The organism is Psychroserpens citreus (assembly GCF_055686305.1).
The window spans coordinates 2,215,657-2,230,075 of sequence record NZ_CM145999.1 but is presented as its reverse complement, the minus strand read 5'-3'; the positions used below and the strand labels follow the sequence as shown (position 1 = coordinate 2,230,075).

Annotated in this window: 12 protein-coding genes and 1 tRNA gene; 1 reads left to right on the top strand and 12 read right to left on the bottom strand. The window is 33.7% G+C overall.

The genetic code is table 11. The features are described 5' to 3' along the window. Nucleotides 1-2 precede the first annotated feature (2 nt). The 5 genes from ACTU6T_RS09970 to ACTU6T_RS09950 form a co-directional block, all read right to left on the bottom strand. On the bottom strand, nucleotides 3-461 hold the full coding sequence (locus tag ACTU6T_RS09970) for an RNA methyltransferase (RefSeq protein WP_460218062.1): 459 nt from the start codon (nucleotides 459-461) through the stop codon (nucleotides 3-5). Between the two features lie 392 nt (nucleotides 462-853). Continuing rightward, nucleotides 854-926 (bottom strand) — tRNA-Met (locus tag ACTU6T_RS09965). A gap of 114 nt (nucleotides 927-1,040) precedes the next feature. Continuing rightward, the gene (locus tag ACTU6T_RS09960; RefSeq protein ID WP_460218061.1) at nucleotides 1,041-1,955 is read right to left on the bottom strand and encodes a leucine-rich repeat domain-containing protein; all 915 of its coding nucleotides are present in this window, start codon (nucleotides 1,953-1,955) and stop codon (nucleotides 1,041-1,043) included. Between the two features lie 145 nt (nucleotides 1,956-2,100). Continuing rightward, entirely contained in the window at nucleotides 2,101-2,280 is a 180-nt protein-coding gene (locus ACTU6T_RS09955) for a CPXCG motif-containing cysteine-rich protein (protein WP_460218060.1), read from the bottom strand. Between the two features lie 9 nt (nucleotides 2,281-2,289). Continuing rightward, on the bottom strand, nucleotides 2,290-4,197 hold the full coding sequence (locus ACTU6T_RS09950; protein WP_460220761.1) for an ABC-F family ATP-binding cassette domain-containing protein: 1,908 nt from the start codon (nucleotides 4,195-4,197) through the stop codon (nucleotides 2,290-2,292). A gap of 112 nt (nucleotides 4,198-4,309) precedes the next feature. Here ACTU6T_RS09950 and ACTU6T_RS09945 point away from each other — a divergent pair, with 112 nt between their 5' ends. Then, nucleotides 4,310-4,690: a DUF983 domain-containing protein gene (locus ACTU6T_RS09945; protein ID WP_460218059.1), complete on the top strand. Its 381-nt coding sequence runs from the start codon at nucleotides 4,310-4,312 to the stop codon at nucleotides 4,688-4,690. Between the two features lie 22 nt (nucleotides 4,691-4,712). On the opposite strand, the gene ACTU6T_RS09940 is transcribed toward ACTU6T_RS09945, so the two are convergent. The 7 genes from ACTU6T_RS09940 to topA form a co-directional block, all read right to left on the bottom strand. Next, nucleotides 4,713-5,762, bottom strand: a complete 1,050-nt coding sequence (locus ACTU6T_RS09940) for an NAD(P)/FAD-dependent oxidoreductase (protein WP_460218058.1) — start codon at nucleotides 5,760-5,762, stop codon at nucleotides 4,713-4,715. A gap of 101 nt (nucleotides 5,763-5,863) precedes the next feature. After that, nucleotides 5,864-6,763: a type IX secretion system ring subunit PorN/GldN gene (gene porN / locus ACTU6T_RS09935; protein ID WP_460218057.1), complete on the bottom strand. Its 900-nt coding sequence runs from the start codon at nucleotides 6,761-6,763 to the stop codon at nucleotides 5,864-5,866. A 40-nt stretch (nucleotides 6,764-6,803) separates the two neighbouring features. Further along, nucleotides 6,804-8,366, bottom strand: coding sequence for a type IX secretion system motor protein PorM/GldM (porM, locus tag ACTU6T_RS09930; RefSeq protein ID WP_460218056.1), 1,563 nt, complete (start codon nucleotides 8,364-8,366; stop codon nucleotides 6,804-6,806). Nucleotides 8,367-8,417: 51 nt separating this feature from the next. Continuing rightward, the gene (gene porL / locus ACTU6T_RS09925) at nucleotides 8,418-9,053 is read right to left on the bottom strand and encodes a type IX secretion system motor protein PorL/GldL (protein WP_460218055.1); all 636 of its coding nucleotides are present in this window, start codon (nucleotides 9,051-9,053) and stop codon (nucleotides 8,418-8,420) included. 81 nt (nucleotides 9,054-9,134) lie between these two features. Continuing rightward, nucleotides 9,135-10,502 (bottom strand): T9SS ring complex lipoprotein PorK/GldK, encoded by a 1,368-nt coding sequence (porK, locus tag ACTU6T_RS09920; protein WP_460220760.1) that lies wholly within the window; start codon nucleotides 10,500-10,502, stop codon nucleotides 9,135-9,137. Nucleotides 10,503-10,694: 192 nt separating this feature from the next. After that, nucleotides 10,695-11,861, bottom strand: coding sequence for a formimidoylglutamase (locus tag ACTU6T_RS09915; RefSeq protein WP_460218054.1), 1,167 nt, complete (start codon nucleotides 11,859-11,861; stop codon nucleotides 10,695-10,697). Between the two features lie 6 nt (nucleotides 11,862-11,867). Then, nucleotides 11,868-14,372, bottom strand: coding sequence for a type I DNA topoisomerase (gene topA, locus ACTU6T_RS09910; RefSeq protein ID WP_460218053.1), 2,505 nt, complete (start codon nucleotides 14,370-14,372; stop codon nucleotides 11,868-11,870). Between the last annotated feature and the right edge of the window lie 47 nt (nucleotides 14,373-14,419).

The following is a 14,419-nucleotide window of genomic DNA, read 5'->3' as shown; positions in this document are numbered from 1 at the left end:
ACTTATGATCGTGGTTTATCAATGCCTCGATCATACATAACAATACTCCCAGCTACAGACACATTAAGGCTTAGTTCTGATTTAAATTTGACAAGAAAATGACTTTTTTCAATAGCTTTATGAGACAGTCCATGATCTTCTGCTCCTAATAAATAAACACATCGTCTTGGATGATGAAAGGTTTCTAAATCTTCGGCGTTGTCAGTAAGTTCAACACCTACAATTCGAGCGCCTTTTGGCAAATATTTGTAGAACTCATCAAAATTATCATAATGAAAATAAGGCATGGACTTCACTGCATTATGTGTATCACTAGATTGTTTGGCGTATCTGTTTCCAATAGTAAAAATAAAACTCGCACCAAGATTTTGAGCTGAACGCCAAAGTGCCCCTAAATTTTCGGGGGTTTTTCCGTTTTGTATCCCTATACCGAAAAACTCATTTTCGAAATTATCTATCATAACTTCAAAAATAAGTATTCTTCATAATTTGCTAAAATATTATGACATTTCACCAACTTAATTAAATTTCAATTGGATTAAAAAGAAAAGCCAGACACTTTCGTATTTGGTTTGTTGTAGCAAGAACTGAATTACTTCGACTGCGCTCAGCATAAACTTCTCGTTCTTAAACATTACTTTAAACAAAAATGACCTAAGATTAAACTTAAGTCTTTCATTTAGTAGCGGGAACTGGATTAACTTCGCTATCGCTCGTTTGGCCTAAAAAGGAAGCTTGTACAAAGAAGCTCCCATTGCTTCTCAACAATGAATTTTTATTTTTACATCATTATGATGCAAGCATCAATTGACTCCAAAATAAAAGCTCCTTGATTTCTCAAGGAGCTTATTAGTAGCGGGAACTGGACTCGAACCAGTGACCTTCGGGTTATGAGCCCGACGAGCTACCTACTGCTCTATCCCGCGATATTGGACTGCAAATATACAACCCTTTTTTAGTTAAACAATAATTTATATCAAAAAAAATAACTCCCAACATAAAAATGCTGAGAGCCATTTCACTAATTTAAAACTCTGGTATTAATTATCGTCTTCATCCTCATCTAGAGTAACAATAATACCTTCTGAATTCATATTCACAAAGTCAAATTGCTCCAAACCAGGAAGTTGCTTCTTTAATTGTACTAATTCACCTTTAAAGTCATTATTTCCAAGAAGTAATACTTTTAGATTAGTAAGGTTTGCCATTCCATTTGGTAATTTTCCATAGAATGCATTATCAGATACTACTAATTCTTCAAGTTGTGTTAAACTACAAATTGAACTTGGCAATGTTCCGAAAAAATTATTATCAAATACGCTCAATTTTTTGAGATCTTTTGCATTCGCTATAGTTGATGGTAATTTCCCTGATAGTTGATTACTACTCAAGAGCATTTCTCTGAGGTTTACCAAATCACCTATAGTTGATGGCAATTCTCCTGTTAACTGATTGTTATATAGTTCTAATGATTTTAAGTGTGATAATTCTCCAATAGATGAAGGGATTTCACCATTAATAGCATTCATAAACAATTTTAATTTTCTCAAGGACTGCAACTCACCAATTTCATTAGGTAATGGTGCATTCAACATATTGAACGATATGTTTAATGTCTCTAAAGACTTTAAATTTGAAATCGTGGCAGGAATTCCTCCCGAAATTTTATTTCTAAAGAAATTGATATGCTTTAAGTATACTAAGTCTCCTATTGATTCAGGAATTTCACCTCTGAGGTTATTAAACTCTAAATTGAGTTCAATCACTTTGTCATCTTTTACAACAACACCATACCAATCTTCTACAGGCTTGCTCATATCCCAAGAGGTTCTCCAAAGATTACCATTGGTTGATGAATACAAGTCTTCTAAAGCTTTCTTTTCTTTTGTGGAAACGTTACCAAAGGACAATAAGGTAACAAGACACATTAATAGCGTAATTTTTGCGGTTTTCATAATAGTAGATTTTGTGAGGGACTACAATTTCTACTACGAAAATAGCTCTATATTAGATGAAATGCAATTATTTTCGATGAAATACACATTTCTTTAACACTTAAATATTTAACTCCTTGTTTTACAGTGTTTTACGAGAATATTATTATTCCATATTCTGAACCTCAAAACTTATAATTTCTTGATTCTCAGTAGTAATATGAAGTTGAATGGGATGACAACAAACCTCACAATCTTCAATATAACTCTGATTGATTTGCGAAATATCAATCAACATTGAAATCGATTCCCAGCAATATGGGCATTGAAAAAAATGTTCTTGCATTTTCAGAATTTATGATAAATCTTCTAGTTCGTATTGAATAAGCTCCCAATCTGACATTAATTGCTTTAACCTTTCTTTTTTTGCTTGGTATTTATCAAAAAAGGTTTCATCTGCAACAGTAGCATCGTAATTAGTTGCAAGTTCAACATCATCAGTTTTTATATCGTTTTCAAGTTGGCTAATTTTAGATTCGATATTACTCAACTTGTTATTTAAGGATTTGAGTTTTTTCTGGTCTTCATAAGATTGCTTATTAGTTGTCTTTGGCGTTGCTTTAATAACAGTTCGTTTTTCAACTTCTCTTAAGTTTTCCACGTTACGTTGTTCTAAATAGAAATCGATATCACCAAGATATTCTTTAATCTTTTGATCTTTAAACTCATATACTTTATTTGCTAAACCTTGTAGAAAGTCTCTATCATGAGACACCAAAATCAATGTGCCTTCAAATTTATTTAACGCTTCTTTAAGCACATTTTTAGACTTAATATCTAAATGGTTAGTTGGCTCATCCATAACCAACACGTTGAGTGGTTGCAACATCAACTTAGCTAGGGCTAGTCGATTTCGTTCTCCTCCAGACAGTACACGTACATATTTTTCTACTTCATCTCCTCTAAATAAAAAGGAACCTAAAATATCTCTAACCTTGCTTCTATTGGTTTCATTCGCCGCATCTATCATCGTATCTAAAACCGTTTTAGTACCATCTAAATATTCGGCTTGATTTTGAGCGAAGTACCCAATCTGTACATTATGTCCTAGTTTTAATTCTCCTTGGTGCTTAATTTCACCAACAATGATTTTGGCTAAAGTCGATTTCCCTTGTCCATTCTGCCCAACAAAAGCTGTCTTACTATCGCGTTCTATCATTAAATTGATATGAGACAACACGTGGTTATCGTCATAACGTTTAGACACATCATTAGCTTCTATAACCACTTTTCCTGGTGTTACCGAAACGGGGAAATTTAAAGTCATAACACTATTGTCATCTTCATCAACTTCAATGCGTTCCATACGATCCAACTTCTTGATTAAAGATTGAGCCATGGTTGCTTTACTAGCTTTAGCTCTAAACTTTTCAATAAGTTTCTCGGTTTGTTCAATTTGTTTTTGTTGATTTTTTTGAGATGCTAATTGCTGTGTTTTTATCTCATTACGCAAAATCAAAAACTTTGAATAGGGTTTTGGATAATCATATATTCTGCCAAGAGAAATTTCAATCGTACGATTGGTCACATTATCCAGAAACATCTTATCATGCGATACAATCACCACTGCTCCTGAATAGTTTTTTAAGAATCCTTCTAGCCAAATAATAGATTCTATATCTAAATGGTTAGTTGGCTCATCGAGTAATAAAATATCATTATTTTGAAGTAAAAGTTTTGCTAATTCTATACGCATTCTCCATCCACCCGAAAAGGTATCGGTAAGCTTATTAAAATCCTCTCGCTGAAAGCCTAAACCTTGTAAAATCTTCTCGGTTTCCCCTTGATAATTATAGCCCCCAATAATTTCATATTGATGCTGAATATCATTAAGATCAATCATGAGTTGGTTGTAACTATCACTTTCATAATCGGTTCGTTCTGCCAATTGCGTATTCACAAATTCCATTTTAGCTTCCAGGGCTTTTATAGCAGTGAATGCTTCATAGGACTCTTCAAGAACTGTTCTTCCAAAGACAAAATCAATATCTTGCTTTAAAAATCCGAAACTCAAATTTTTATCAGCTGCTATTTGACCCGAATCAGGTTCTAACTCTTTAGATAATATTTTAAGCATTGTTGACTTCCCTGCTCCATTCTTTCCAATCAAACCTATACGATCTCCTGGACTTAATTTAAACGTAATATCTTCGAATAGGAATTCGCCTTGAAATGAAATAGAGAGATTATGAATATTGAGCATAGGTTTTTCAAATAATAGAATTGCAATAAACATTACAATTATTGACTTATATAGGCGCAAATAAACTAATTTTGCACCTAGTAAAGATCACAAAAGTAAACAAATTTAAGTCATGCTAAAAGGTACTAAAATATACAGCATTTTTACAGGTGCTTGCCCTAAATGTCATCAAGAATCCATGTACCAAAATAAAAACCCTTATATATTAAGAGATGTCTTAAAAATTAATGATAGTTGCTCTCATTGCGAAACACGTTATCGCCTAGAGCCCTCTTTTTTTTATGGCTCAATGTATGTTAGCTATGGTGTAGGCATCGCATTTGCTGTGGCAGCGTTTGTTATAAGTTATCTTTTTTTAAAATCTAGTCTACTTACTTCATTTATTGTAATTGTTGCAACATTGATTGTTTGTGGTCCCATAATCATGAGGTTATCAAGAAATATATGGATTAACTTATTTATGCATTATGATAAGAATTTAGTGAAGAAATAATAGTTCCCTTTGACTCCGTATATTAACCAGCATTAAATCTCTTAATGTCAATTTCAGGATCTAAAACTGATTCAGATTCAATATGATTATACAATTGTTCAGCAACATAAGGTGAAATCATAACCCCTCTTGTTCCCAATCCATTAAGAACAAATGCGTTTTTGTAATCTGGGTGCCTACCAACCAACGGACGCCTATCTCTAGTTGTAGGACGAATTCCTGCAACCTGACTAACAATTTCAAAATCACATGTTATAATTTGTTTGAGTTTTTCAACCAAATCTTCTTTAGCATTATCTGTAACAGTATAGGTTTTATCTTCACGTTCATATGTTGCGCCTATCCAATATAAATCGTCACCCAAAGGGACAATAAACACAGATGATTTAAGAATAAAATCTATTTTTAAGCTTGGAGCTTTTATTGTAAGCATTTCGCCTTTAGTCCCAACAAGAGGCAAATACTTAAAAAGTGGATTTTTAGTTACTCCAAAGCCTTCAGCAAATACTATATTCCTGGAAGTTATATCTTTATATTGAATTATATCAGAATCCATTTTTAATGCTTCATGCTGGAATTCTTCGGAAATTAATCTACTAATGCGTTCAAGATATTCACCATAAGATTTTACCAATAAGGTAGTATGTATTCTTCCAGAATGTAAAACCTCTCCAAAGCCGAAATTTGCATTTATGAATGAATTAGCATTCTTAATAAGGTTAGTAGATAAGAAATCGCAAAGTACAGGCTTATCAGATGCAATAAACCATTCATTTTGTTCTTCGATAGAAGCAAATTTTCGATATACAGGCAACTTATGATTTAATTTTACCTGCAATAATTGTTCTAACGCTTTGTACTTAGGCATAGCCAATTCTAACTGAGACTTAGCTTTCCAAACCTTAGTAAAACGCTTTAATATCACAGGATTGTAAAGGCCTGCAGCAACTTTAGAAGATTGCTGTGAGTTATTATCAAAAACCACAAAATCTTTACCAGCAGCTCTTAACTCCTCACAAAATGCAATTCCAGCTAATCCATTACCAACAACGATATAATCTACATGTTTCATTACAGCAAAAATACTACAAAAGATAACTGCCTTAGCAGGAATGGTAAATAAAAACGCCCTGACAAAATTGTCAGGGCGTTTTTATAATTTATGTTTTTTACTTAGTAAGACCACATATCTTGTTCGAAGTTTCTAATCTTATCTTTGATACGATCAGATTCTAATAATTGCATTAAAGCATTATCTGCAATATATTCTTTTACTTCTCTATCTCCATATACATTTTCTTCTTTGTACATGTAACCATTAAAACGTCTAGAATTTAACAAGTGATCAAAGGTTAGTGGCATTGCACTGTTAGCATTATTAAACGCTTTACCTTCGTGTAGCACTTGTCTAGCTTCTGGGAAGAATACCCAGAATAAAGCATTAGGCACTTTATTAGCTTCATCCTCAGAGTCAATAAAGTTAATGTCTGGTGCAGCTGGTGCAATTCCAAGAACTCTATATTTTAACTCACCATGACGTTTATCAAAATACCAAAGCCCTTTAATTAGGTAGGCACTCACATCAAATGCTTCAATATTTCTAGTTCTGATATATTCAGGATCTACATAACCATCAGCATTCAACTGGTCGTAACCAATATCTAAAGTATCTGTTTTAGTGGTAATGTCTTTAAGCTCCTTGATTGTTCTCTTTTCAGTAAAATAAGAATCATTATAAACATTCTTAATTTTTCCTTGTTGGACAGCTGTTATCAATGTATGATATAACGAGCGTCTATCTTTTCCAATATTATTAGTATCTACCGGAAAGTATAATGGAAAGTTTACACGTTCATCTAAAACTACTTTTTCCCAAGTCATTTTAGAAAACAGGATGTCTCTATCATCAACATAACCGTATTCTAATGGCTTGTCATTATCTAATGCTAACTGTGCTTCAGTTTTAACACCAATCTCTTGAGGTGTTTTAGCATTTAAAAGATTTGCCTGAGCACACACACTAGATGTGAATCCCACTGCGGCAACGATTGATAATAAAAATTTATAATTCATCTTTTTAATTTTAATTTGGGTTAATCAATAAATAGGTTGATTAGTTTGATAATTCAATTACAGCAGGTGTAGCTGGCTTAATAACAGGACCATTAGCTCTTGACTTAATATCAAAAATCTGGACTGTTGCACCACGCTTTGCTTTACGTAAAGCTGATTTTGCTGCACCATTAAGTCTATTTCCTGAACATACTACTGAAGGCTGTCCTGGCACTTTAAACTTAAAGCTTGTAACCGTTAACGGTAAGTCAAAATCAAAGTCTTCTAATTCTGCAGACACTTTACCAATTTCTACATTATTTCTAGGTAATTTACCTTGACTTGTTCCAACAATTTTACCAGTTGGTTTTGGAATATCTTTAATTCTGAATACTGCTTTATCACTTACTTTTGAACCATCATCAAGAGTTGCAGTTACATTAATTGTAACTTCTCTACCTGATGTAGGTACCATGTTGTATTTACCCATACCTGAGCCTCTTGATAAACCTGCACCAGATGCAGTTACTTTATTATCTGGAACACCAGCAAATGAAATTGTCATTGGGTTTGTAACCCCACGATATACTACATTCATTTTATCTGCAGAAATTGTTGCAGAGTTTGGACGTGGTACAACTACATAGTTTCCTTTAATTGGGATTTCTAATGGTTTCCCATCTTCAAGGAAGGTAAAAGTTCCATCAATTTCATGCTCTCCAACACCGCCAACATTAAAATCTAAACGTGCAGCACCTAAAGAATCTATCGCATTTTCTAAATCAACCGATTGACCAGAAACACTCATTCCAGTTGGTCTTACATTGGCATATTTTCCTAATACCACTTTACCTTGAAATTTCTCACCAGCAAAAAATGCAGATTTGTCAGCTATTACAATAGCTTGGTAGTTTTTTAACGAAATTGCTTTATCTAATGTATTCCCTAAGAACACATTATACATGTTAGTTTCAGTAGATTTTACATCATTTTGCATTGCTGTTAACTTAGTATAAGAAGCAATAGCTGGGAATCCTTTAAAATGATAATCTAACCAATCAATTTTTTTACCATCTTTATTAGAAACTTGGTCTGTACTAAAACGTTTTTCAAAACTTTCAATAGCATCTTTGTACTTAACATCATTTCCAATTATTCCTTTGATTTTGGTTTTATAATCGCTTATTCTATCCATTACAGCTTGACCATCTTTGGTCAATCTATCACCTGTAAACCACATCTCATCCAATATATCGGTTTTATCCATTGCTTCAAATGGTAATTTACCAGTTTCAGAATCAATTTGATAACTTCCTTTACTTAGAATACTATTCTTTAATGATTCGATGTAAGAATAAAATTTTTCCGACTCAATATTTATTTGTTGAGCTTTAGCAGCAACAGCCTGAAAGTCTTCTGGTTTTTCATCTGCTTTTTGCTCCAAGCCTTTAAGCATACCATCATTAGACGCTGTAGCTAATAAGTTTGCGTCAGCAAATTTAGCATCCATCAAACCGAAAGCCGATAATACTTCTTTCGACATGTTCATAGCCATCATTGCAATGAAGACTAAGTACATTAAGTTAATCATTTTCTGTCTTGCAGATAATTTTCCTCCTGCCATGTTAATTAGTTTTTAGTTGTTAATTAAATTAATTATAGTTCAAAAAACTAATTAGTTTTTGTTCATTGCAGATAACATTCCACCGTAAACACCATTTAAAGATGATAAGTTAGAAGCTAATGATTGCATTTGCTCTTTTAATTTTTCAGCATTTGCTACAGATTCCTCGTTAATTGCTGCTTGACGGTTAGCGCTTTCCATTTGAACTTTGTAAAGGCTATTTAAAGATTCCATTTGAGCTGCAGCTAAAGACATTTCTTCGCTGTATTTCTTTTGAGCATTCATAGCATCAACAGTAGGACTGATTCCTTTTGCTGCTCCTTCGAAGTTTTTGATACTAGACCCTAAACTCGCCATTAATTCTCCATCAATTTTTGCTTCTTTTAATAAGTTATCTAATTTCTTAGATAATAACCCTTCAGCATCTTTAGGTTCTTCTTTCTTTGCTTTTTTAGCAGAAGTTGCTCCTCCAGCTAATTCTGGATATACTAATGACCAATCTAATTCTGATTGTTGTCTTTCGAATGCTGAATATGTAAATACCAAGGCTTCTACAATCATACCAATAGTTAAGATCAATGAACCGTATGGCCAGTGTTGGATTTTAAATAAAGCTCCAACAATTACGATTGCTGCTCCTAGTCCGTAGACCATGTTTGTGATTGTGATGTTTCCTTTCTGTGCCATAATTTTCTTTTTTTTTAGTTTTAAGTCAATAACAACTTAAGTAGATTAATATTTATTTAGTTGAGTTAATTATTTAATTGTTTAGTTGGTTGCTGCATTTTTAGTAACTTCAGTTCCCATATAATCCTGAACCGTTCTAAATCCGATGTAGCTTCTTGCAGAATCTGCATATTCGTAATCTCTTGAACTCACTTGTAAGAAGTATGCCACATCTTTCCAAGATCCTCCACGTACCACTTTACGTTCGTTATCAGGATCATTAACTGTTGGGTTAAATGATGCCATATACTCATAAGATGACGCTTCATAAGAGCCCTGAACCCATTCTGAAACATTACCAGCCATATTGTATAGGTTGAAATCATTTGGCTCGTAAGCATCTGCTTCTACAGTATACAATGCTTGATCTGCTGCATAGTCTCCACGTAAAGGCTTGAAGTTAGCCATAAAACAACCTCTGTCGTTTTTAGCATATGGTCCACCCCAAGGAAATGTTGCTCCTTGTAAACCACCTCTTGCAGCATATTCCCATTCTGCTTCAGAAGGTAATCTATAAGAGTTAACGAAATGTCTTCCTTTAGATTTTCTATAACTGTTGTGATATAATGTTCTCCATTGGCAAAATGCGTTGGCTTGTTTCCAAGATACACCAACTACAGGATAATCCCCATAGGCATCGTGCCAGAAATAGTCATTATGCATTGGTTCATTATATGAATACGAGAAATCTCTTATCCAAGCCGTTGTATCTGGATACACTTTAACTTCTTCAGTAATTAATACATCTTTACGTCTTAAGCTTCTGTCTTTAGCCGCTTTTTTGATGTCCATATAGGTATACTGAAATTTAAATTTATCAACATCCCAAGTACGTTGTCCATTATAAGACTCTTCAATTGGCAAGTACATAGTATCCATAACCTCAGCATAGTATTCATCTGGATAATCTGCCGTATCGAAAATTAAATCTACGTCTTTGTTTAATTTTCTTCCTTCATATCCAGTTGGTCCTAAACCACTGTAATTATTGTACATATATTTTTCGTAAACAGACATATTATCAGGATCTGCATCATTAAATGCAAATTCACCAATACCTCCATTTCCTGGAGTTTCACCAATTTCATCAGCAAGAATAGCTAATTTCGTTCTAAGGGTAGAATCTCTTACCCACTCTACAAATTGACGATATTCACTATTTGTGATTTCTGTTTCGTCCATGTAAAAGGCTCTAACTGTGACTGTTCGTGTTGGAGCATCTTGTACTCCGGCTAGATCGTCATCGGACTTACCCATTATAAATGCTCCACCAGGAACAAGTACCATACCATAAGGTTTTTCGGGATGCCATTTCTTTCCTTTAACGCCTACAAGTTGTCCTCTGTCACCAGAGTTACAACTGCTAACCAATAGGGCTAAAACGGCTGTTAATAAAGCAAACTTCTTAATATTCATAGAAACTCGAGGTTAAATTATTTAGTTGTAATTATGTATTAAATAGCGTCTTGATTTTTTTCAAGGCAGTAAACATATATATATATTTAGTAAAAACCAATTTTTTTTACATCTTTTTTGCACTTAAACCCAAAAAGTTAACATTTCATCGATTAAAAATCTGTTAAAAAACACGAGTTTTATCCACTAAAAACTGTTCTTCCTGTAGGCTTTATACCATCTTTCGGGTAATTTCCCTTGACTAGCCTCAACATAATCATCATGCGTGCAAGGTAATAACGTGTGCTTTTTTAATTTATTATTAACATTGGGTAAAAAAGGTATTTCTATCCACCAACGTCCAGTTTTAATACTCTTATAGAATATTAACTCTTCATCTTCTATCAATATATTATACTTTTGATAGTAGTTTTCTTTAGTGAAATCATCATCATTTACTCGACAATTGACTCCTTCTATAAAATACCAAATAATTTGTGAAATTAACATTGGTGTTGCATCCAATTCATTTGTAAGTTTATACTCATAGATTCCAAATGAAGACACCTTATTACTTATACCTGCATATCTAGATATGGCACATATCTCTTTTCCATTAAAACCATTAGGCGAATATTTTTGCTTTGCACCTACTTCTGCTGCTCTTACAGATTTCAAATCCATAGTTACAATATGTGCATCTCGCATTACAGGCTCAACCTTATTTATATTATGTGTAACATCTCCTAAACGGTAAGCCTCAAAATAAAGTTTCTCCATCAAATCAATTTCTTCCTGAGAATTGAAATAGGTTTGATACCCTACAGCAGAGTAATTAAATAGATTATAAGGTTGCTCTAAAATAATTTTACCGAGAAAGCTATTATTCTTCATTTCAACAGAAGCATCACCTAAATCAAAATTACTATCAACATTTACAATATTTACCATTGGAGACATAGTATCATATGCCCTATAATTTGCGTAAGTAAGATCTTGACTTCCTCCTATTATTATAGGTATTATCTTTTTTTCTAACAACACTGAAATAATTGTACGCACTGCATAATAGGTGTCTTCTATCGAAGCACCAGCAGGAATATCTCCTAAATCGGCAATTGAAGTATGCCAATTACCAGGAAACAATGCATAGAGTGATGCTCTTATGGAATCGAAATTCAACTCCTCTCCCATATAATTGACATCATTTCGGTTTTCTTTAACTCCTATAATGGCAAGTTTTACATCTTCTAAATTTGGAATACCGTTTTGTGTAGAGTGAATTTTAATTTTTTTGCCCAGCGCTTGCTGCGATAATAGTTCATTATGAGCTAAAACTGCATCAGAGACAGGAGACAGAAAATTAAAATTCATTTGGTATTACTTTTTAGTCGTTGTTTTCTTTTTGGTAGTTTTCTTTTTGGTCGCCGTTTTTTTCTTTGGCGCTTTCTTTTCGATATGAGTCATTGCCTCCTCTAAAGTCATATCAGAAACATCAACGGTTTTAGGAAGTTCAACTTTAACTTTACCTTTAATCACATTGTGTCTCCCCCATCTTGCTTTTTCAACTCTAATCCCTTCGGCTTCCCAATGGTGAATTAATTTATCTTTTTCCTTCTGAATTTTATCTTCAATTAATGTCACTATATCATCGTCAGACAAATTATCCCAGTCGTATTTTTTATTCACATTAATAAACATATTGTTCCATTTAATAAATGGTCCAAAACGCCCTTTTCCTTTTTGAACAGGAAGATTTTGATAGGTATAAATAGGAGCATCTGCCTTTTGCTTTTCCTTAATCAGCTCAATAGCTTGTTCCATTTCAACATCTAAAGGATTAGTACCTTTAGGCAGTGACACGAATTTTTTACCAAACTTCACATAAGGCCCAAAACGACCATTATTGACTTCTATAGCTTCGCCTTCATAATCTCCTAACTGTTTCGGCAACTTAAACAATTCCATGGCTTCTTCATAGGTAATTGTTGTAAGTTGTTGATCTGGAGACAAACTTGCAAATTGAGGTTTTTCTTCATCTTCAACAGTCCCTATTTGTACCATTGGTCCAAACTTACCTAATCGTACACTAACTTGTTTTCCTGTTTTTGGATCTTTACCTAAAATACGTTCTCCAGATTCACGCTCGGCATTTTCTTGAACATCTTCTACTCTAGGATGAAAGCTCTTGTAGAACTCTTTCATCATTTTTGTCCAATCTTCTTTACCTTCTGCAATTTCATCAAAATCAGCTTCAACCTTTGCCGTAAAATTATAATCTAAAATACTTCCAAAATGATTCACCAAGAAATCGGTTACAATCATTCCAATATCTGTAGGCACTAACTTCCCTTTATCGCTATTTACTTTTTCTGTAAGCGACTTATCTATCATACTTCCGTTTTGAAGTAACAGTTGCGAATAGCTACGCTCTACACCTTCGTTAGATCCTTTTTCTACATAATTTCTGTTCTGGATTGTAGAAATTGTAGGTGCATATGTTGACGGTCGTCCAATTCCTAATTCTTCTAGTTGCTTCACCAAAGAAGCTTCGGTAAATCTATATGGAGCTCGAGAAAAGCGTTCGGTTGCAGTGATATAACTATTTAATAAAGTCTCATTAACTTTCATCGCAGGCAACATCCCTTCTTTCTCAGTATCTTCATCATCGGTTCCTTCTAAATATACTTTTAAAAACCCTTCAAAAGTAATCACCTCTCCATTAGCAGAAAATAATTCATTATGTGTGGAGGCTTCAATTTTAACATTGGTACGCTCCAATTTGGCATCACTCATTTGAGAAGCAATGGCACGTTTCCATATTAAATCGTATAAACGTGCTTGATCACGCTCTACATCTGCTGTATGCCTTTTAAAATCAGTTGGTCTAATCGCTTCGTGAGCCTCTTGAGCACCTTTAGATTTCCCTTTATAATTTCGAGGCATACTAAATTGATCTCCATAGGCTGCTTCAATTTCTTCTTTTGCACCTTTACGGGCTTCATCAGATAGATTAACACTATCAGTTCTCATATAAGTAATCAAACCAGCTTCATACAAACGCTGCGCATTACTCATTGTTCTACTTACAGAAAACCCTAATTTTCTAGAAGCTTCTTGTTGTAAAGTTGATGTTGTAAATGGTGCAGCCGGTGATTTTTTAGCAGGTTTTTTTTCTAAATCTGAAACTTTAAAATTGGCATTCGCGTTCGCTTCTAAAAACTGATATGCTTCCTCTTTGGTTTTAAAATTCTTCGGAAGTTTAGCTTTAAATGCTTGTCCGTCTTCATTAGAAAACTCTGCATCAATTCTGTAAGATGCTTCAGGGTTAAAATTCAATATCTCTCTTTCCCTCTCAACAATTAATCGCACAGAAACCGATTGCACACGACCAGCAGATAGACCACCTTTAACTTTTCTCCATAACACAGGAGATAATTCATACCCTACAATTCTATCTAATACACGTCGTGCTTGTTGTGCATCTACTAGGTCATAATCAATACCTCTAGGATTTTCAATCGCTTTTTTGATTGCTGATTTCGTTATCTCATGAAATACAATACGCTTGGTTTTTGCTTTATCTAAACCTAAAGTTTCAGCAAGATGCCAAGCAATAGCTTCTCCTTCTCGATCTTCATCACTTGCTAACCAAACCATATCGGCTTTTTTAGCAAGATCCTTAAGTCTTTTTACAACATCTTTCTTATCTTTTGAAACTTGATATTTTGGTTTAAAATCTCCTTCAACATCAACTCCCAATTCCTTTGAAGGTAAATCTGCAATATGACCAAAACTAGATTCTACTTTAAAATCTTTTCCAAGAAATTTCTCTATCGTTTTCGCTTTTGCAGGTGACTCTACAATGACTAAATTCTTCGGCATATATGAATTTTTGAGGCTACAAATGTATGTGAAAAAAAAGTTATCTT